This is a genomic window from Roseicyclus sp. (genome assembly GCF_965662675.1).
In the GTDB taxonomy this organism is placed as follows: Bacteria; Pseudomonadota; Alphaproteobacteria; order Rhodobacterales; family Rhodobacteraceae; genus Roseicyclus.
Genome location: NZ_CBFIIK010000006.1, coordinates 45,938 through 65,461, shown reverse-complemented (window position 1 = coordinate 65,461; position 19,524 = coordinate 45,938). Strand labels below are relative to the sequence as shown.

Annotated in this window: 19 protein-coding genes; 12 read left to right on the top strand and 7 right to left on the bottom strand. The window is 62.0% G+C overall.

Annotated elements, in window-relative coordinates; all coding sequences use genetic code 11:
- Positions 1 to 287: 287 nt before the first annotated feature.
- Genes ACTG4J_RS02760 through ACTG4J_RS02750 form a run of 3 tightly spaced genes read left to right on the top strand, consistent with a single transcriptional unit; the run spans position 288 to position 3,435 of the window.
- Positions 288 to 1,343, top strand: a complete 1,056-nt coding sequence (locus ACTG4J_RS02760) for an ABC transporter ATP-binding protein (RefSeq protein ID WP_439136967.1) — start codon at positions 288 to 290, stop codon at positions 1,341 to 1,343.
- Between the two features lie 20 nt (positions 1,344 to 1,363).
- On the top strand, positions 1,364 to 2,674 hold the full coding sequence (gene hisD, locus ACTG4J_RS02755; RefSeq protein ID WP_439136966.1) for a histidinol dehydrogenase: 1,311 nt from the start codon (positions 1,364 to 1,366) through the stop codon (positions 2,672 to 2,674).
- Complete coding sequence (locus ACTG4J_RS02750) at positions 2,671 to 3,435, top strand: SDR family NAD(P)-dependent oxidoreductase (protein WP_439136965.1); 765 nt, start codon at positions 2,671 to 2,673, stop codon at positions 3,433 to 3,435. Before hisD ends, ACTG4J_RS02750 begins: the two co-directional genes overlap by 4 nt.
- Positions 3,436 to 3,440: 5 nt before the next feature.
- Here the strand turns inward: ACTG4J_RS02750 and ACTG4J_RS02745 are convergent, their stop codons facing one another.
- From ACTG4J_RS02745 to ACTG4J_RS02735, 3 genes are read right to left on the bottom strand one after another with little or no spacing between them, the layout of a single operon-like run.
- On the bottom strand, positions 3,441 to 4,610 hold the full coding sequence (locus tag ACTG4J_RS02745; RefSeq protein WP_439136964.1) for an ROK family transcriptional regulator: 1,170 nt from the start codon (positions 4,608 to 4,610) through the stop codon (positions 3,441 to 3,443).
- A 21-nt stretch (positions 4,611 to 4,631) separates the two neighbouring features.
- Positions 4,632 to 5,090 (bottom strand): RbsD/FucU family protein, encoded by a 459-nt coding sequence (locus tag ACTG4J_RS02740; RefSeq protein WP_439136963.1) that lies wholly within the window; start codon positions 5,088 to 5,090, stop codon positions 4,632 to 4,634.
- A complete protein-coding gene (locus tag ACTG4J_RS02735) occupies positions 5,090 to 5,872 on the bottom strand; it encodes an ATP-binding cassette domain-containing protein (RefSeq protein ID WP_439136962.1) in 783 nt (260 codons plus the stop codon). Before ACTG4J_RS02735 ends, ACTG4J_RS02740 begins: the two co-directional genes overlap by 1 nt.
- Before the next feature lie 182 nt (positions 5,873 to 6,054).
- Here ACTG4J_RS02735 and ACTG4J_RS02730 point away from each other — a divergent pair, with 182 nt between their 5' ends.
- The 4 genes from ACTG4J_RS02730 to ACTG4J_RS02715 all read left to right on the top strand — a co-directional run bounded on the left by ACTG4J_RS02730 (position 6,055) and on the right by ACTG4J_RS02715 (position 10,242).
- Complete coding sequence (locus ACTG4J_RS02730; RefSeq protein ID WP_439136961.1) at positions 6,055 to 6,984, top strand: sugar ABC transporter substrate-binding protein; 930 nt, start codon at positions 6,055 to 6,057, stop codon at positions 6,982 to 6,984.
- Positions 6,985 to 7,062: 78 nt separating this feature from the next.
- Positions 7,063 to 8,622: an ABC transporter permease gene (locus ACTG4J_RS02725; RefSeq protein WP_439136960.1), complete on the top strand. Its 1,560-nt coding sequence runs from the start codon at positions 7,063 to 7,065 to the stop codon at positions 8,620 to 8,622.
- Entirely contained in the window at positions 8,606 to 9,583 is a 978-nt protein-coding gene (locus tag ACTG4J_RS02720; RefSeq protein WP_439136959.1) for a carbohydrate kinase family protein, read from the top strand. Before ACTG4J_RS02725 ends, ACTG4J_RS02720 begins: the two co-directional genes overlap by 17 nt.
- Complete coding sequence (locus ACTG4J_RS02715; protein WP_439136958.1) at positions 9,580 to 10,242, top strand: transaldolase family protein; 663 nt, start codon at positions 9,580 to 9,582, stop codon at positions 10,240 to 10,242. The genes ACTG4J_RS02720 and ACTG4J_RS02715 overlap by 4 nt, the downstream gene beginning before the upstream one ends.
- Positions 10,243 to 10,295: 53 nt before the next feature.
- On the opposite strand, the gene ACTG4J_RS02710 is transcribed toward ACTG4J_RS02715, so the two are convergent.
- The 3 genes from ACTG4J_RS02710 to ACTG4J_RS02700 all read right to left on the bottom strand — a co-directional run bounded on the left by ACTG4J_RS02710 (position 10,296) and on the right by ACTG4J_RS02700 (position 13,187).
- On the bottom strand, positions 10,296 to 11,576 hold the full coding sequence (locus ACTG4J_RS02710; protein WP_439136957.1) for a TRAP transporter large permease: 1,281 nt from the start codon (positions 11,574 to 11,576) through the stop codon (positions 10,296 to 10,298).
- Positions 11,576 to 12,133 (bottom strand): TRAP transporter small permease, encoded by a 558-nt coding sequence (locus ACTG4J_RS02705; protein ID WP_439136956.1) that lies wholly within the window; start codon positions 12,131 to 12,133, stop codon positions 11,576 to 11,578. The genes ACTG4J_RS02710 and ACTG4J_RS02705 overlap by 1 nt, the downstream gene beginning before the upstream one ends.
- Positions 12,134 to 12,200: 67 nt before the next feature.
- Positions 12,201 to 13,187, bottom strand: coding sequence for a TRAP transporter substrate-binding protein (locus ACTG4J_RS02700; protein ID WP_439136955.1), 987 nt, complete (start codon positions 13,185 to 13,187; stop codon positions 12,201 to 12,203).
- A 197-nt stretch (positions 13,188 to 13,384) separates the two neighbouring features.
- Here ACTG4J_RS02700 and ACTG4J_RS02695 point away from each other — a divergent pair, with 197 nt between their 5' ends.
- The 5 genes from ACTG4J_RS02695 to ACTG4J_RS02675 are packed head-to-tail and all read left to right on the top strand — an operon-like array spanning position 13,385 to position 18,707.
- Positions 13,385 to 14,560, top strand: coding sequence for an L-rhamnonate dehydratase (locus ACTG4J_RS02695; RefSeq protein ID WP_439136954.1), 1,176 nt, complete (start codon positions 13,385 to 13,387; stop codon positions 14,558 to 14,560).
- The gene (locus ACTG4J_RS02690; protein WP_439136953.1) at positions 14,557 to 15,468 is read left to right on the top strand and encodes a dihydrodipicolinate synthase family protein; all 912 of its coding nucleotides are present in this window, start codon (positions 14,557 to 14,559) and stop codon (positions 15,466 to 15,468) included. The genes ACTG4J_RS02695 and ACTG4J_RS02690 overlap by 4 nt, the downstream gene beginning before the upstream one ends.
- Positions 15,468 to 16,172: a GntR family transcriptional regulator gene (locus tag ACTG4J_RS02685; RefSeq protein WP_439136952.1), complete on the top strand. Its 705-nt coding sequence runs from the start codon at positions 15,468 to 15,470 to the stop codon at positions 16,170 to 16,172. The genes ACTG4J_RS02690 and ACTG4J_RS02685 overlap by 1 nt, the downstream gene beginning before the upstream one ends.
- A 1-nt stretch (position 16,173) precedes the next feature.
- Positions 16,174 to 17,193, top strand: a complete 1,020-nt coding sequence (locus tag ACTG4J_RS02680; RefSeq protein WP_439136951.1) for a 4-hydroxythreonine-4-phosphate dehydrogenase PdxA — start codon at positions 16,174 to 16,176, stop codon at positions 17,191 to 17,193.
- On the top strand, positions 17,190 to 18,707 hold the full coding sequence (locus tag ACTG4J_RS02675; RefSeq protein ID WP_439136950.1) for an aldehyde dehydrogenase (NADP(+)): 1,518 nt from the start codon (positions 17,190 to 17,192) through the stop codon (positions 18,705 to 18,707). The genes ACTG4J_RS02680 and ACTG4J_RS02675 overlap by 4 nt, the downstream gene beginning before the upstream one ends.
- Before the next feature lie 104 nt (positions 18,708 to 18,811).
- Here the strand turns inward: ACTG4J_RS02675 and ACTG4J_RS02670 are convergent, their stop codons facing one another.
- The gene (locus ACTG4J_RS02670; RefSeq protein WP_439136949.1) at positions 18,812 to 19,498 is read right to left on the bottom strand and encodes an FCD domain-containing protein; all 687 of its coding nucleotides are present in this window, start codon (positions 19,496 to 19,498) and stop codon (positions 18,812 to 18,814) included.
- Positions 19,499 to 19,524: the final 26 nt, after the last annotated feature.

Sequence of the window (19,524 nt, the reverse complement as noted above, 5' to 3'; positions counted from 1 at the left end):
ATCACGACAGAACTCCCTGTGATGTCGTTGTCGTTTCTTGGCGATGTCCACCCGACGTTGGGATCCCCGCCTGACGTTATTGCGGATGCAAGACCGCGCCGATCACGAATCGCCACGTTTTGCATACGTTGTCAATTTTGATGCAGGAACACCCGGAGAGGCAAGAATTTTCAACGCCAAGCCCGAATAATATTTATCTTGAAAAATAGAGCTTGCAGGAAATTATGTCTTCGAATTAGCGTTATGAAAACGTATGCAAGTTTCAGCCCCGGGGAGGGGGTGTAGGCATGGCCGAAATCCAGCTCCGCAATATCTCGAAACTATGGGGCTCCTTCGTCGGCGTGGAAAACTTCAACCTGACGATCGCGGATCAGGAATTTCTGGTGCTGTTGGGGCCATCGGGCTGCGGCAAGACCACGACGATGCGTATGATCGCCGGGTTGGAGGACGTGACCGCGGGCGATATCGTCATCGACGGCAAGCGGGTCAATGACCTCGACCCCAAGGATCGCGACATCGCCATGGTGTTCCAAAGCTATGCGCTCTACCCCAACATGAATGTGTATGAGAACATCCGCTTTCCGCTCAAGGTGCGTGGCCTGCCCGAGGCGGAACATGATGCGCGCGTGCGCCGCGCCGCCGCGATGGTCGAGCTGGACGATTTCCTGCACCGCCGCCCGGCCGAGCTGTCCGGCGGGCAACGCCAGCGCGTCGCCCTTGCCCGCGCTATCGTGCGCGAACCCAATGTCTTTTTGATGGATGAACCGCTCTCGAACCTCGACGCCAAGCTGCGCGTGTCGACCCGGGCGCAGATCAAGAACCTCAGCCATGAACTCAAGGTCACGACGATCTACGTCACCCATGACCAGATCGAGGCGATGACGCTGGCCGACCGGGTCGTGGTCATGAACAAGGGCGTGGTCCAGCAGGTCGGCACCCCCACCGACATCTACGACACCCCCGCCAATACCTTTGTCGCGGGCTTCATCGGCTCGCCGGCCATGAACCTGATGGCGGGCGAGATCCGCGGCGGTGTGTTCACGGGCCAGAATGTTCGCATCGACGGGCTGAACGGCCCCGACGGCCCGGTGACGCTGGGCTTTCGCGCCGAGGATGCGATGCCCGCCGCCGATGGCGTTGGTGAAATCGCGGCCCCGATCTATGCCCTGGAATTGCTGGGCGACGCGACCCTGGTCACGCTCAAGGCGGCAGGCGCGCTGGTGGCGATCAAGGCACCCAAGGATTTCCGGGCCGAGATCGGCGCCCCCTTCGCCGCGCGTATCCCACGCGATATATGCCACCTGTTCGATACAAAGACGGGCGCGCGTTTGGGCGCGCCTTGATAATTCAGGGATAAGTCAAGATGACCATCACCCATCTCAAGCGTGGCAAGCCCGAGGCGGAGCGGGCCGAGGATGACGCCCGCGTGCGCGCGAGTGTCGAGGGCATCTTGGCCGATATCGAAGCGCGTGGGGATGGGGCTGTGCGCGATCTGGCCGAGAGGTTCGACGGCTACGCGCCCGCCAGCTTCCGCCTGTCGCCCTCTGAAATCGAAGCCGCGATGCAAAAGGTCAGCGCGCGCGACATGGACGATATCCGCTTCGCCCAAACCCAGATCCGCCGCTTCGCCGAGGCGCAGCGCGCCAGCATGCAAGATATCGAGGTCGAAACTCTGCCCGGCGTGATCTTGGGGCACCGCAACATCCCCGTGCAATCGGTCGGCTGCTATGTGCCGGGCGGCAAGTTCCCGATGGTGGCAAGCGCCCATATGTCGGTCTTGACGGCGTCTGTCGCAGGCGTGCCGCGCATCATCGCCTCCGCCCCGCCGGTCAAGGGCGCGCCCCACCCCGCCATCGTCGCCGCCATGCATTTGGGCGGCGCGCATGAGATCTATGTCTTGGGCGGCATTCAGGCCGTGGGCGCGATGGCCCTTGGCACCGAAACGATCGAGCCTGTCCACATGCTTGTCGGCCCCGGCAATGCCTTTGTGGCGGAAGCCAAGCGTCAGCTCTACGGCCGCGTGGGCATCGACCTCTTCGCCGGCCCGACCGAGACCATGGTGATCGCCGATGACACCGTCGATGCCGAGCTTTGCGCCACAGACCTGCTTGGTCAGGCCGAGCATGGCTATAACTCGCCTGCGTGCCTCATCACCAATTCGCGCAAGCTGGCCGAGGGCACACTGGCCGAAATCGACCGGCTTCTGACGATCCTGCCCACGGCGGAAACCGCCGCGATCAGCTGGCGCGACTATGGCGATGTGATCTTGTGCGACACGCATGAGGAGATGCTCGCCGTGGCCAACGACATGGCCTATGAGCATGTGCAGGTCATGACCGACCGCGATGACTGGTATCTGGAAAACATGCACAGCTACGGCGCGCTGTTCCTCGGGGCCCGCACCAATGTGGCCAATGGCGACAAGGTGATCGGCACGAACCACACGCTGCCCACCAAAAAGGCCGGGCGCTACACCGGCGGGCTATGGGTGGGCAAGTTCCTGAAAACCCACAGCTACCAGCGCGTGACCACCGATGCAGCGGCGGCGATGATCGGCGCATACGGATCGCGGCTGTGCATGCTCGAGGGCTTTGTCGGCCACGCCGAGCAGTGCAACATCCGCGTGCGCCGCTATGGCGGGGGCAATGTGCCTTATGGCGAGGCGGCGGAATGACCCTGCCGACGACCCCGTCTTTCCAGCTGAATGGTCGCCGCGCATTGGTGAGCGGGGCGAGTTCCGGCATCGGGCTTGGGGCCGCCGTCGCGCTGGCCGAGGCTGGGGCGGAGGTGACACTTGTCGCGCGGCGGTTGGACCCGATCACCGATCTGGCCACAGAGCTGACCGCCAAGGGGTTGCGCGCCACGCCCCTCGCGCTCGACATCACCGATATCGCGGCGACCGAAACGGCGGTACGCGCGAACGGCCCCTTTGACATTTTGGTCAATTCCGCAGGGCTTGCTCGCCACACGCCCGCGCTGGCCACAAGCATTGCCGATTACGACGCCGCCACAGATCTGAACGTGAAAGCGGCCTATTTCCTGACCCGTGCCGTGGCCGCAGGGCTGATCGCCGCCAAAAAGCCCGGCAGCCTGATCAATATTTCCAGCCAGATGGGCCATGTGGGCGGTATCGACCGCGCGGTCTATTGTGCGACCAAGCATGCGCTTGAAGGCATGACCAAATCCATGGCGATCGAATGGGGCCGTCATGGTATTCGGGTGAACACGATCTGCCCGACCTTCATCCGCACGCCCTTGGCCGAACAGACCTTGGCCATCCCCGAACGCCGCGCATGGATCGAAAGCATGATCAAGCTTGGCCGGGTGGGCGAGATCGAGGATGTGATGGGGCCTGTGGTCTTCTTGGCCTCGGATGCGGCGGCGCTGATCACGGGCACCAGCCTATTGGTCGACGGCGGCTGGACGGCGGACTGACCGCGTTAGATCTCGTCCAAGGCATAATCGGCCAAGATCGGCGCGATGCCCGAGCCGATGGCGCGCGCCGAAAGGCCAATCTCGCCCGGCACGATGGTGATGCCGGATAGGCCGCGATGGTCGTAATGGGCATGCGCGGCGCGGGTGACGGCCACAACAAGCTGGGCTGTCAGATCAGGCGACAACGAGCTATCGATCACGATCGCATCAGGGTCAAGAAAGGCCTGCGCGGTGACGGCGGCAAAGGCGATTTGCGGGGCCGCCACGCGCAGCCAATCGTCAAACACCGCTTGCGCCGCCGCATCGCGGGCATGGTTGTTGTAGTAGATATCGGAAACCAGACCCGCCGCCTCGGCGCTTTGTTCCAGATAGTGCAGCGAGGCCCCCTCCAGCAGCTGCGCGGCCTTGCCCGTTGCGCTAACCGACGTGGGGATCGAGGCAATCGCGCCTGCAAGATTCTTTTGCCCGGTATAAAGCTTGTTGCCGATCGCGATGCCGCCACCGATGAATGTGCCGACGTAGAAATAGGCGAAGCAATCATGGCCAAGGCTGTTGCCCACGGCAATTTCGGCCAGACAGGCGGCCGAGGCGTCATTGAGCGACGTGACCGGCAGCGCGAAGATCTCGTCCAATTCCTGTGCAAGATCGGCCGCGACCCAATCGGCCATCGCGCCATCGGGGGCTCCCACCGTCGCCTCCCATGCCGCGAGTTCGTCGGGTAACGCGATGCCGATCCCGACGACGCGGGCGCGCTGCGCGACCGTCAGATCATCGAGCAATTGCGTGACATCGCGCACCACGCTTTGGCGGATCGTCGGAAGATGCGGGAAATCGTAGCGTTGGACGCGCTGTTGCATGATGCCATAGTCGAACCCCATGCATGCCACCTCGAGAGAGCGGCGTCCGACCTTGATGCCGATCGACAAGACACCATCGGGGTCGAGCGAGTAAGGGGTCGATGGTTGGCCGATCTTGCCCTTGACCGAGGCACCGGCCCGCAAGAGGCCATCATCCACAAGGCGGTTGACGATCACGGTGGCCGATTGCGCACTCAACCCCGAGGCGCGCGTCAGATCGGCCTTACTCATCGCGCCATTGGCCCGGATCAATTCAAGCAAAAGCCGTTCGTTGTAAGGGCGCTTGATGCGCGCATGGCCTTGTCTGTCTTTCGGCATCGCCCTTTTGCCTCTTGGCCCTTAACGCGGGGTCGTTTCATGACTGCTTTGAGGTTCAACAACACCTTTTCGCAAAATGACATTGGCAAACAATGCCAGTTCTCCGGTCGCCACAACAGCATAGCAGTGCTTGACGCGATCATAAAAGACCGGCCCATGCGTCACCGCGATCTGTGCGGGATCATGCAGCGCGCTCTGCAAGATCTCATCCATCGCGCGATGGACCGGATCGGGGCGATCAGGTCGGGCGGGATCGCAACTGCGCAATGCGGGGTGAGGCACATCGCCATCCAGCGGCAAAACCGAAAGCACGGCGGCCAAGACACGCGGGACGGGCAAGCCATCGGCGCGGATCAGGCGATGCGCATGGGCCGCGGCGGGATAGTTGCCGTCGACAATCGCGATTTCATCGCCATGCCCCATGGCGCGCAAAGCGGCCAGCAATTCAGGGCCAAGCACAGGATCAAGCCCAATCAACATCAGATATAACTCGCATCCTTGTGCACGCCTTGATCGACGCCGGTGATCATGGCGACGACATCATTGCCGCTGGCGGTCTTGGCATCCAGCACGCCCGCGATCCGGCCTTGGCGGAACACCACGATACGATCGACCAGATTGAACACTTGGCGCAGGTTATGGGACACGATGATCACAGGCACACCGCGTGTTTTCAGGCCGCGAATGATATTCTCGACGCGGGTGGTTTCCTGAATACCCAGCGCGGCGGTCGGTTCGTCCATGATGATCAGCTTGCTGCCCCAACCCGCCGCACGGCTGATCGCAACGCATTGGCGCTGACCGCCCGACATGCCCGCAACGGGTTGCCTTGCATCGGGGATCTTGATCCCGGTTTCCGCCAACAGCGTGTCGGCGCGTTTGATCATCGCCTTTTTCTTGAGCCATGAGAGCGGGCCGAACTCGAAATAGACCTCTTCGCGGCCAAGAAAGATATTCTCGGGCACGTTCAGGTGATCGGCCAGCGCAAGGTTTTGATAGACCGTCTCGATCCCATGAGCGCGCGCGTCATTGGGTGCCTTGAAGCGCACGGGCTGGCCGTCGATCAACACCTCGCCCGCCGTGGGCTGCTCGACGCCGGTGATATTGCGCACGAAGGTCGATTTGCCGGCGCCATTATCGCCGACGATCGCGATATGCTCATCCGCATACATCTTGAAATCGGCATCGTTGAGCGCTTGCACACCGCCATAGTGCTTTGTCAAACCACGCGTTTCGAGGATGACTTTCCGTTCGGCAGCCATCTTTATCCCTCCCCGAGGCATCCATATCGGCGCCCAGATGAGCATCATCGCGGTGCCCAAGTCAATAATTAAATCAGATTGACTTAAGTATTGACAGCCCCGCCGATTCTGCGTCTTTCTAGGCATGCGTGCCCCTGCCCGTTCGAGGCGCGGCCGATTTTTGGGAGGATACCGACGTGAAAATGAATCTGAAACTTGCCAGCGTGGCTGTGGCCGCACTGCTGATCGGCTCTGCCGCCAATGCGCAAGACGTCATCGGCTACATCACCAAATCCGCGACCAACGCGGGCTGGATGATGATCAACCAAGGCGCAGAAGATGCCGCCGCCGCCGAAGGCGTCACACTTGTCGCGGTCGGCCCCGCCTTTCAGGGCGATCTGTCGAGCCAGCTGGAAGTCTTCGAAAATCTCGTGGCGCAGGGCGCCGCAGCGATCGCCGTGGCACCTGTTGACAGCGCCGGTATCGCACCTGCCGTCAATGACGCGATGGCCGCGGGTATTCCCGTGGTTGCCGTCGATACCGGCGTTGCGGGTGCCGATGTCACCTCCTTCGTGGCGACCGACAACTATGCCGTGGCCAAGGTGCAAGGCGCTGTTGCCGCAACCCTGATCGAAGATGGTCAGCCGATCATCTACGTCACCGGCAACCAGGCGCAATCGACCGGCCAAGAACGGCGCAACGGCTTTGTCGAAGCCTTCACCGCCGCGCGTCCGAATTCCGAAATCCTCGAAGTCCCGACCGAGTGGAACAGCCAAGAGGCACAAGAAGGTGTCGAGGCGATCCTCAACAGCCGTCAGGACATCGCCATGGTCGCCAACGCATGGGATGGCGGCACGATGGGTGCCATCGCCGCGCTGCGCAACCTGGGCTACGGCGCGGGTGATGTGAAGCTTGTGGGCTTTGACGGTGCCAGCGACGCAATCGTCGCGATGCGCGAAGGTTGGGTGCATGCCAATACCGCTCAGATGCTTTATCAGATGGGCTATCAGGGCATCCGTGCCGCTGCTGCCGCGGCGCGCGGCGAGGCGGTTTCGCCCCGTATCGACACGGGCTTTTTCCTCGTGACCCCCTCGACCGCCGCTGTTTACAGCGCGATGGTCGGCATCGAATAAGTCATACGAGCGACGTCAAAGGGCGCGTCTTTTGGCGCGCCCTTTTTTTAGCCCTCAGATTTGGTCGATGGAAAACCGATGACACATGCAGCGCAAACACAGCCACTGCCCTCGCTACAAGATCGCATCGTCCTCGCGCTTGTGAAGTTTTTCCGCGCCGACTGGTCGGGGGCGTTCTTGGCTATCGTGATCTTGGGCATCGCCATCGAACTGGCGACCACGGGACGGCCGTTTTTCCACCCGTCGAACCTGATGACGATTCTCAACAATTCCGCGGCCATCGGGGTGATCGCCGCTGGCATGACCTTGGTTATCATCACCGCGGGGATCGATCTGTCGGTCGGCTCGGTGATGGGCATGACCGCGGCGCTGACGGGATATGTCGTCAGCTTTTGGGGCTTCCCCCCCTCTTTGGCGATTTTGACGGGCTTGGCACTCGGGCTGGCGGTCGGGGCCTTCAACGGCGCGCTTGTCGCCTATTACGGGATGCCGGCCTTTATCGTGACCTTGGCAGGGCTATCGATCTGGCGCGGCACGGGCCATTTGACGACCGGCGCGCAGGCCACCCCCGAACTGCCCTCGACCTTTGATTATTTCGGGCGTTACAACCCGTTCTCCGGGCTGCGTGAGGCCTATACCAACGGTGAATTGACCGGGATTTGGCACAACATCGGCGGCTTTGTCGACGCCAACTGGATCAATTTTTTCCGTACCTTCCAGATGTCCATGCTGATCTTCATCGGCTTTTTCATCGTTCTGACGATCGTCATCGCCAATACGCGCTATGGGCGCTGGGTCTATGCCATCGGCTCGAACGAGCCGGGCGCGCGCCAAGCAGGTATCAACACCGCGCGCTACATGCTGATCACCTATATGTTTTGCTCCTTTACCGCGGCCTTGGGCGCACTGCTGTTTCTGGGCCGCGCGCCTTACGCCAAATCCGATTACGGCCAGATGTGGGAGCTTGACGCCATCGCCGCCGTGGTCATCGGGGGCACTTCGCTTTTCGGCGGGCGCGGGTCGCTGTGGGGCACCTTCATGGGGGTGATCTTGCTCAAGCTGATCAATAACGGCCTGACGCTGGCCCAGCTTGACACGTTTTGGCAGATGGTCGTGACCGGCATGATCATTCTGGTCGCTGTCGGCATCGACATCGTGCGCCAATCGAAGAACCCCGAAAGCGTGCGCAAATTGTTGGCAGCGATCGCTGCGGTGATGGCGTTCCTTGCCTGCATGACACCGGGCGCGATTTTCCTGCGGGCCAAGATCGCGATACTTGAGCATAACGCCGCCGAAGCCATGCGCGCAGCGGGTGCGCAATTGGCGCCCGGTCAGAATGCGCGCTTGTTGTCGCCCGCCGAGTTGGAGGCATTTCAGACCGCCGCCAACGCAAATATCACCGCGGCGGCCCTTCTGTCGCTTCTGGTGATCGCCGCGGGCTATGTGGTGTTTCGCGGCAAGCCGATCTTGACATGGGTGCTTGCGGCGGGGTTCGTGGCGATGATTGTGCCGCTCGTAGCCTTGGGCTACCAGATCACAGTCCCCTTCCTTGTCCTTGGTGCCGTCGTGGCTATGGGCAGCACCTTTGTCTTCACCATCTTCGCGAAAGCCCGCCAGCTCGATGCCAACGCAAGCTGAATACCCCATCATCATCGGTGGCGAGAACCTGATCGACAGTATCGCCGATACAAGCGGGACCACGGCTGACGGATTCTTCCACAATCTCGGCGGCTCACCCTACAACGTGGCCGTGGCGCTTGGCCGCCAAGGGGTGATGACACATTACGTCACGCCGATCTCGACCGATGATTTCGGGGTGCGGCTGGCGGCACATCTCGAAGCCCAGGGCGTAACCCTCACCGGGCCGCGGCTTGCAGCGCCGACATCGCGGGCCATCGTCACGCTCAAGGATGGTATACCCCAATATCACTTCTTGCGCGAAGGCACCGCCGAACGGATGGTCACGGCCCCGATGTTGCAAGCCGCGATCCCCCCCACGGCGCGGCATTTCCATATCGGCTCACTCGCGCTGGCGGGCGGTGCGGATGCGGAAATCTGGGAGGGCACATTCATCGCCGCGGCAGGGGCGGGCATCTGTACCTCGCTCGACCCTAATGTGCGCCCCTCGCTGATCGGTGATCCTGCCAGCTACCGCGCAAGGATCACAAGGCTTTTGGGTCATGCGACCATCGTCAAGCTGAGTGACGAGGATCTGGAATGGCTCTATCCCAACTTGACCCAAGACGCGGCTATCGCGGCCTTGCGCAACCAGACCACGGCGGCCCTCGTCACCCTGACAAAAGGCCCCGAGGGGGCCGAGGCATGGACCCCACAGCACCATGTGCGCGTGACGAACCCGCGGTTTTCCGGGCTGATCGACACGATCGGGGCAGGCGACACGTTGATGGCCACATTGATCGCGGGGCTGGCGGAGAAAGACCGACTGGGCAAGGATGCGATCGCCGCACTGCCCGAAGATGCGCTTGCAGACCTGATCAAACGCGGGATCTATGCAGCCTGCCTGAACTGTACCAAGGAAGGCTGCAACCCGCCGACAGCGGCGGAATTGGCGCAAGCCCTGATGGATGAGCGGATATGACACTCTATCTCGACACAGCCGACCGCGCGGCGTGGGACGAGCTGATGCCTACGGGGCTGTTTCACGGGGTCACCACCAACCCCCTTTTGGCCGCGCGCGCGGGGCTTGATTACGCGCGCATCGATTGGCAAGCGATGGCCGCCCATGCCCGCGATCTGGGGGCGATGGAATTGCATGCGCAGGTCGCAGGCCCGGTCGAGGGTTATGTCGATTGGGCGGGCGCGCTTTACGAAGCAGGACGCATTGCGGGGATCGAAACCATCGTCAAAATCCCGCTGGTCGAGGCCGCGATCCGGGCGACCCCGGCGATCAAATCCCTTGGTGGGCGCATCTTGATGACGGCGTGTTATGACGCCAAGCAGATGTTCGTCGCCCGCGCGCTGGGGGCGGATTTCATCGCCCCCTATTTCGGCCGCATGGCCGAGGCGGGGATGGATGCCATGGATCATCTGGCGACAATGGCGCGGATGAACGCAGGGGCGGGAAAACCCTGTACGGTTCTTGTCGCTTCACTGCGCTCACCCGAACAGATGGTGGCGCTCGCCGATCTCGGGCATGATTGCTTCACCATCTCACCCGATGTCGCGCGTGCGCTGATGAACTGCCCGCAAAGCATCGCGGCCTTCGAGAGCTTCGAGGCAACGATCAAAGCCCGCTAGATGCGGATCGCCGCGCCATGGCAACAGCGCCACGGCACGGCATTGTTTAAACCTTAATCCAACAGCCCGACCAGCCCAAGGCTGACCTGCGGCACATAGGTGACCAGCAGCAAGATGAAGGCCAACACCCCGATAAAGGGCAGGTTGGTGCGGGTCGTCTCCCATATACCGGCTTTGGCGATGGAGCATGCGGTGATCAACACGCTCGCCACGGGCGGGGTTTGCTGCCCAATGGCAAGGTTCAAGGTCACGATGATCCCGAAATGTACCGGATCGATGCCCACTGCCGTGACCAAGGGCATCACGATCGGCACCACAAGGATGATCGCCGCCGCCCCATGCAAGAACATGCCCAAGACCAAAAGCAGCACGTTCAACAGCGCCAGAACGACCCAAGGGTTGGTGGTGAATTCGGTGATCGCGGCGGCCAGTTGCTGGGGCACCTGTGCTTGGGTCAAGAACAGGCCCAGCGCGGCCGAGGTCGCCACGAGCAGCATCACCACACCCGTTTGCGAAATGCCGTCCAGCATGGCGCGGTGAAGCCGCGTGATATTGAGGTCGCGGTAGATCACGCCACCCACGAACAAGGCCGCAACAACCGCCAACGCGGCCCCTTCGGTCGCAGTGACAATGCCCGAAAAGATGCCCCCCAAGATGATCACCGGCATGGTGAGCGCCCAAGCCGCTTCGCGGAAGGCTTTGGCCAAACGGCAGAGATTAAAGGCCTCTTCACGGGGCAGATCATAACGCACGGCAAGGAAATAGGTCACCAGCATCAACAAGAACCCGCCCAGAACACCCGGAATTATGCCTGCCACGAAAAGCTTGAGAACCGATGTCTCGGCGATCGCGCCATAAAGGATCATCGGGATCGAAGGCGGAATGATGATCGCAAGCGAGGCCGAGGATGAGGTGATGGCCGCGGCCATCGTGCGGGTATAGCCACGCTTTTTCATCTCGGGGATCATCACGGTGCCGGTCGCAGCCACATCAGCCACGGCCGAGCCCGAGATCTCTGCGAAAACCATCGAGACACCGATATTGACCATGCCAAGGCCGCCGCGGACGAAACCGATCAGCGCCGAGACGAAGTTGATCAACCGAACCGAGATGCCCGAGGTGTTCATCAGGCTACCCGCCAAGATGAACAGCGGGATCGCGATCAGTGGAAAGGATGTGGCGCCGGTGTAAAGCGCGATGGCGACATCATAAAGTTGCATCGGCCCGGTGGTCAGCAAAAAGCCAACCACAGCCACGATGCCGACCGACACCGCGATGGGAACATTGAGCAAGATCAGACCGATCAAGCTGGCCGCCGTGAAGAACAGGATCATCAGACAGCCCCTTTGCGGTCATCGGTGCGCATATCCGCCTCGGCGGCGGCGATGGCTTCGGCGATCTCCGCGTGGTCGCGGTCGATACCGTCGATCGCCTCGCGCAGAATTTTCGGAAAAGTGCCGATCGAGGCAAAGATCATCAGCGCGCCGGTGATGGGGATCACGGATTGGACGACACCCAAGGACACCCAAGGCAGGCTGACCATCGTGTCGAAGGCGGCAATCGGCAAGATCGCCCAGCCATACCAGACGGCGACGCCGAAAAAGGCGATGATGGCGGCTTCGGCGAACAGCACGAAAAACAGCCGCAGGGGTTTGGGCATGGCCATGACAAGGCCACCAAAGCCCATGTGCTGGCGGTGAAACATCGCATGCACCGCCGCGAAATAGGACAGCCACGCCAACAGGATCTGGGCGACTTCATCATACCAGCTGGGTGAGGCGCCAAGATATCGCATCGTGGCCGAGTAGACGACCGTCGCGGTCAGCACGACGAGCAAAAGCAGGCACATGGCCTCCACGGATCGCGCAACTGAGCGGATCAACAACGACATTTTGGATTTCCCCCAAGGATCGCGCCGGCCGATGATGCGGCCGGCGCTTTTGCAAGGTGATCGCGGCTTAATTCGACGCGGCCAAGGCCTGCGCTGCGGCAACCAGTTCGGCGCCACCTTCGACACGCTCGGCGAACATCGCGTAGATCGGCGCGGACGCTTCGACAAAGGCGGCCTTGTCGGCCTCGTTCACCGCGACGCCTGCAGCGATGACGCGGTCAAGCAGGGTTTGATCGGCGCTGTCGCCCTGACCAAAAGCCCAACCCTGCACCTCGCTGGCGACCTCGGTCGCGGCAGCGCGCACATCATCGGGAAGCCCGTTCCAGCTTGTCACGCCAGCGGTCAGGTAGCTGGGCGAATAGACATGGCCCGTCAGGCTGAGATAGCCCTGCACCTCGTGCAGATTGGCGCCTACGATATTGGTCAGCGGGTTTTCCTGACCATCCATCGTGCCGGTCTGCAACGCCACGAACAGTTCCGAAAACGCCATCGCGGTTGGGTTCGCACCATAGGCCTGGAACATGGCCACACGCCATTCCGACGAAGGGGTGCGGATCTTCAACCCGGCCAGATCGGCGGGGGTATTGATCGGGCGCACCGAGTTGGTGATCTGGCGGAAACCGTTTTCCCATGTCGAGATGACCTGAAGCCCCTCGGCGGCAGCCAAGGGCGCAAGCTTTGTCTGCACGATCTCGGCGTCGATACGCGCCATATGGGCGCGGTCTTGCACCAAGAACGGCAGGTCGAACAGCGCGAATTCATCGGCGACATTGGTCATGATCGACGACAGCAGCGTGAAGTGAACCGTGCCGAGACGCAGCTTTTGCATCAACTCACGCTCATCGCCAAGCTGGCCATCTGCGTAGAATTCCACAGTATGTGCATCGCCCAGCTTCGCCTGAAGCTCGGTCGCAAAGCGCTGCGCGCTTTGGCCCTGAAGGCTGTTTTGGGCTGCCCCAACGGCAACGATGATTGTTTCCGCCGAGACCGGTGCCGCGACCGATGCCAAAAGTCCCGCGAAAGCGGCGGCCTTGATAGTGCGAATTGAAAACATCTTATCCTCCCTGGTTTTCAATCCAGACGACCTGTTCACGCGCACCTGATGTTGTGATCGGGCAATTCGGTCGTTTGAATTTGGTATGCCAAATACCATTGACATATTCATCTGGCAAGGGCAAATCAAATTCAAGGGCTTGCGCCGGTGTGGACTCGATCCGATCCGGCCGCGCCACGTTCAGGAGTGAATACCAAATGACCAAGATCCGCTCTGTCCGCACCCGTGTCTGGAACTGGACCGGCCCGACCGTTCCGCCACAGGGGAATTTCTGCACCAATGCTTCGGACGCGCTTTGGGCGCGTGGGGATGCGATGGCCTCGTTCCGGTTTCACCAATGGCTGACCTGCGAGGTGGAGACGGATGACGGCACGATCGGCATCGGCAATGCGGCCTTGGCACCCACCGTGGTCAAAAAGGCGATTGATGATTGGTTCGCGCCGCTTGTGATCGGCGAAGACCCGTTCGATTACGCTCATATCTGGGAAAAGATGTATCGCCGTAGCCATGCTTGGGGCCGCAAGGGCATCGGCATGACCGCAATCAGCGCGATCGATCTGGCGATTTGGGATCTGATGGGCAAGCTGACGGGCAAGCCGGTCTTCAAGCTGCTCGGCGGGCGCACCAAGGAAAAGATCCCGGTCTATTACTCAAAGCTTTACGCCGACAGTATCGACGCCATGCAGCGCGAGGCCGAGGTCGCGCTCAAGGCAGGCTATCAAGGGTTCAAGACGCGCTTTGGCTTTGGGCCAAAGGATGGCGCGGCAGGCATGCGCGAAAACCTGAAGCGGGTTGAAGCGGTGCGCGAAGTCATCGGCTGGGACCGCGACATCATGCTGGAATGTTACATGGGCTGGACCCTCGATTACACCAAGCGCATGCTGCCCAAGCTCGCGAAATACGAGCCGCGCTGGCTGGAGGAACCCGTGATCGCCGATGACGTCGCGGGCTATGTCGAACTCAATGCCATGAACATCGTGCCGATCTCGGGTGGGGAGCATGAATTCTCGGTTCTCGGCTGTGCCGATCTGCTACGGCGCGGCGCGGTCAGCGTGATGCAATATGATACCAACCGCGTAGGCGGCATCACCGCGGCGCAAAAGATCAACGCCATCGCCGAGGCATTTCAGGTGCCGGTGATCCCGCATGCAGGGCAGATGCACAATTATCACCTGACCATGGCCAATGTGAATTGCCCGATCAGCGAATACTTCCCCGTCTTTGACGTAGAGGTCGGCAACGAGCTGTTCTATTACATCTTCGAAGGCGATCCCGACGCGGTCGATGGCTATATAGATCTTGCCGATGATGTACCGGGTCTTGGGATCAGCATCACCGACAAGCACTTGCATAATTTCGAGATCATAGAATGACGCAGTATTCGGGCATCTGGCCTGTCGCGCCCACGCCCTTTCACCCCGACGGGTCGGTCGACTACGACGGCATGTCTCGCGTGATCGATTGCATGGTCGATCAGGGCAATGACGGCATCTGCATCCTCGCCAATTTCTCGGAACAATTCCTGCTGACCGACGAGGAACGCCGCCGCCTGACAGAAGCATCGCTTGACCATATGGCGGGCCGCTTGCCGGTGATCGTGACCATCAGCCATTTCTCGACCGAGATAGCAGTAGCGCGTGCGCGTCACGCCAAAGAATGCGGCGCGTCGATCTTGATGATGATGCCGCCCTATCACGGTGCCACCATGCGCGGGACGGCCGATCAGACCTATGAACAATTCGCACGCGTGGGCGATGTCGGCCTGCCGATCATGGTGCAAGATGCGCCGCTGTCCGGCGTCGATTTGCCCGTGCCGCTACTGGTGCGCATGGCGCGCGAGATCGAGATGGTAAAGCTGTTCAAGATCGAATGTGCCGGTGCGGCGGCCAAGCTGCGCGCGCTGGTGGCCGAGGGCGGCGATGCGATCGAGGGGCCGTTTGACGGCGAAGAGGCGATTACCCTTTTGGCCGATCTCGATGCAGGCGCGACCGGCACCATGACCAGCGCGATGATCCCCGAATTGATCAAGCCGATCCTGACCCATTGGGCGACGGGTGATCGCGCCGCGGCAACCAAGGCCTATGCCCGCATCCTGCCGGCGGTGAACCATGAAAACCGCCAATGCGGCTTTCGCGCCGCCAAGGCGGCGATGATGGCGGGCGGGGTCATCGCCTCGGATTTCTGCCGCCATCCGATCCCGCCGCTGGCGCCGGCCACGCGCGCCATGCTGCTAGAATTGCTGCGCCCGCTTGACCCCATTGCCCTGAATTGGGGGCGCTGATGTCGGCAGGTTCGATCCTTTCCGCGCTGGAAGATGTCCAGATCGCGCCCCGCCGGAGCCTCGCTGAAGAGGCCGCCGACAAGCTGCGCGAGGCGATCTTGCTCGAGCATCTCGCCCCCGGCACGCCGGTGCCCGAGCGCGACCTGTCCGAGGCGATGGGGATCAGCCGCACACCGCTGAAAGATGCACTGCGCCTCCTCGAGATGGAGGGGCTGATCGATTACGGCCCGACGCGGCGGCCGCGCGTCGCCAACCCCTCGCTCGACACACTGCGCGACAATATCACGGTTCTCGGTGGGCTCGAGGCCTTGGCGGGCGAATTGGCCTGCGCAGTGGCCACCGACAAGGAACTGGCGCATATCACGGCCTTGGCACGGAACATGGAGGCCGATGGCGGTGATACGCTGTCCTTCTTTCATCAAGACATGGCGTTTCATGGCGCGATCGTGACCGCAGCGCGAAACACGCCCTTGGCCGAGACGCATCGCCAATACAATGCGCGCCTCTGGCGGGCGCGCTTCTTGTCCTCGCGCCAGATCGACCGGCGCGAGAATACCCAGGCCGAACATGACCGCATTGCCACCGCGCTGATGGCGCGTGATGGCGCGGCGACCGCAACGGCGATGCGCGCACATCTGCGCAGCACGATCGAAAATATCGCACGGGTCCATGCCGATGCCCGGACCAAGAGGGACGAACACTGACATGACCACGACAAAACCGCGTATCGGGATTTTGGCGGGCGACCCTGCAGGGATCGGACCCGAACTGATCGCCAAGCTTTGCACCGCCGAGGGCGTGACAGAGGCCGCCGAGATCTTGCTGATCGGCGATGCGCATGTCTTTGCCGCAGGGCAGGCGGTGGCAGGGGTGGAATTGGCGCTTGAACCGCTCGATGCGCGCAAGGGATGGGTGGGGCGCACCGGCGCGCTTCACGCGCTTGCCACCATCGCACCCGATGAGGTGCGCTTGGCCCAAACAAGCGAGGCCGGTGGCCGCTCGGTCCTGCGCGCGCTCGACGAGGCGCTTCTTCTTGCACAAGAAGGTGTGATCGACGCCATCGTGTTCGGCCCCTTCAACAAGGCCTCCATGCATCTTGCGGGGATCGGCCATGATGACGAATTGCACTACATGGCCGAGCGGTTGGGAGTGACGGGCTATATCTCGGAACTCAACACGCTCGACGGGATGTGGACAAGCCGCGTAACCAGCCATATCGCGCTGCGCGACGTGGCCGACACGATCACCGGCGAACGGGTGGCCGAGGCGACGCATCTGATCCATCGCACGCTGCGCCGGTCAGGCATCGACAGGCCCCGCATCGCGGTGGCGGCGCTGAACCCGCATGCCGGCGACGGCGGCAATTTCGGACGCGAAGAGATTGACGTTTTGACCCCCGCGGTCGAGGATCTGGCCCGGGGGCAAATGTCGGTCAGCGGCCCTTGGCCATCGGACACCGTGTTTCTCAAGGCCGTCCGCCGCGAGATCGACGCCGTGGTGACGATGTATCACGACCAAGGGCAGATCGCGCTCAAGCTTTTGGGCTTCGATCGGGGCGTGACGGTTCAGGGCGGGCTGCCCGTGCCGGTATCGACACCCGCGCATGGCACCGCCTTTGACATCGCCGGGCAAGGTGTGGCCGATCTGGGGGCGACGCGCGCGGCCTTTGACATTGCCTGCGCCATGGTCACCCATTGGGATAGCGAAAAGGAAAGTGCTGCATGAACTGGCAACCAAGGGGCGCGCATCTGATTGCGGGCGAATGGGTAACGACCCAAGACAGCTTTGCCTCCGATCCCGCACATGGCCCGGCGCATCGCTTTTCGGTCGGCACGCCCGCGCTTGTCGATCAAGCCGTGAGAGCGGCGGAAGACGCCTTTGCCGTTTATGGTTGGACCACGCGCGCCGCGCGCGCCGCGTTTCTCAATGCCATCGCCGATGAGATCGAGGCGCGCGCCGACGCGATCACCGCCATCGGCGGTCAGGAAAGCGGCCTGCCCGATGGGCGATTGATCGGCGAACGCGGGCGCACCACGGGGCAGTTGCGCTTTTTCGCGCAGCATATCGAAAAGGGCGACCATCTCGACCTGCGCCATGATCCGGCCCTGCCCGACCGCCAACCCCTTCCCCGCCCAGATCTGAAAATGATCCAGCGGCCCATCGGCCCGGTGGCGGTGTTCGGCGCGTCCAACTTTCCGCTCGCCTTCTCGACGGCGGGGGGCGACACTGCGGCGGCATTGGCGGCGGGATGCCCGGTCGTCGTGCGGGGCCATTTCGCCCATCCCGGCACATCCGAGATCATGGCCGAAGCCATCGAAGCCGCACGGCAAGCCTGTGGTATGCCAGCGGGGGTGTTCTCGCTGATCCAAGGTGGCGAGCGCGATGTGGGGCAAGCGCTCGTACAGCATCCGCTGATCCGGGCAGTGGGCTTTACAGGCTCGCTGGCGGGGGGCCGGGCGCTGTTCGATTTGTGCGCCGCGCGGCCCGAACCGATCCCGTTTTTCGGCGAGCTGGGTTCGGTGAACCCGATGTTCCTTTTGCCCGCCGCGATGTCGGCACGCGGAGCTGCCATCGCCAAGGGGTGGGCGGCCAGCCTAACGATGGGCGCGGGCCAGTTCTGCACCAATCCCGGCATCGCCATTGTCCTTGCCGATCAGGCCGACGCGCTGGCCGAAGCCACATTGGCGGCACTGGCCGAGGTCGGGTCGCAGGTCATGCTGACCGACGGCATCGCCGAGGCCTATGTCAAGGGCGCGGCGCAGGTAGCCCAATCATCCGGCGTGCGGACGCTTCTGACCCAGGTCTGCGACCGCCGCGCGGCCAAACCGCATCTTTACCGGATCACAGGCGCGGATTGGCTGGCCAATCACAGCTTGGGCGAAGAGGTTTTCGGCCCCCTTGGCCTGATCGTCACTGCGACGGACGAAGCCCAGATGCACGCCATCGCACAAAGCCTTGCCGGGCAGTTGACCGCCACCTTGCATATGGATGACGCCGACACAGGCATCGCCCAGCGCCTTATGCCGACGCTTGAACGCAAAGCAGGCCGGATCGTCGTGAATGGCTATCCTACAGGAGTGGAAGTGGCCGATGCTATGGTCCATGGCGGCCCCTACCCCGCCTCGACCAATTTCGGCGCAACCTCGGTCGGCAGCCTGTCGATCCGGCGGTTCTTGCGACCCGTGTGCTATCAAGCCGTGCCGGATGCATTGCTGCCGGAAGGTTTCGCGCAAGGCTAAGAACCCATCACGGGGCCTTATGGTGCCGTCGGCCCACCGCTTGCGCATGGCCAGTCGGTCCCTATGGCCTTGGCCGCAGGCCGCACCGGCGCTTTGCGTGATGTTCAGAGCAGCTTGATCGCGCGCTCGGATGTGTCGCGGATGTGCTGCTCGATCAAGGCACAGGCAAGGTCGGCGTCACGCGCAAGGGTGGCATTCATGATTTCGCGATGCTCTTCGAACTTGCGGCCGCCAAGACCTTCGGGCGCCCGTTTTGTGACGAAGCGGTAGCGATCCAACTGGTCGAACATGATCGAGCGCAACCGGAACAGCCAACGCCCCGGACAGGCGGCGACAATGGCCTCGTGGAATTCGCGATGCCGTTCGACCCATTCGGAATGTCGTTCCATCCGCCGCGCCCAAGGCAGCCCCTCGATCAAGCTGAGGCGGTGATGCACTGCAACGATATTGGTTTCCCAATCCTCATCGCCATGCGCGATCGCTTCGCGCACCGCGCGCTTTTCGAAGGCGATGAAATGATCGGTAATCTCGACCAATTCCGCAGCCGACACCGGCGCGACCTTGAAACCCTTGCCTGTCTCGACCGTCACGAATCCTTCAGAGGAAAGCTGCGAAAGCGCCTCGCGCAGCGTGCCGATCCCGACGTCATATCGTTTTGTCATATCCGCGAATTTCAACCGGGTTTCCGGCTCGAACACGCTGCTGACGATATCCGTGCGCAGACGGGTCAGCACATCGCGTGACCCGGAAGCGTCAGATTTCATCGTCTGGCCAGCCGCTTGATTGATCATGCCTGCAGTCAATGGTTATTCCATCA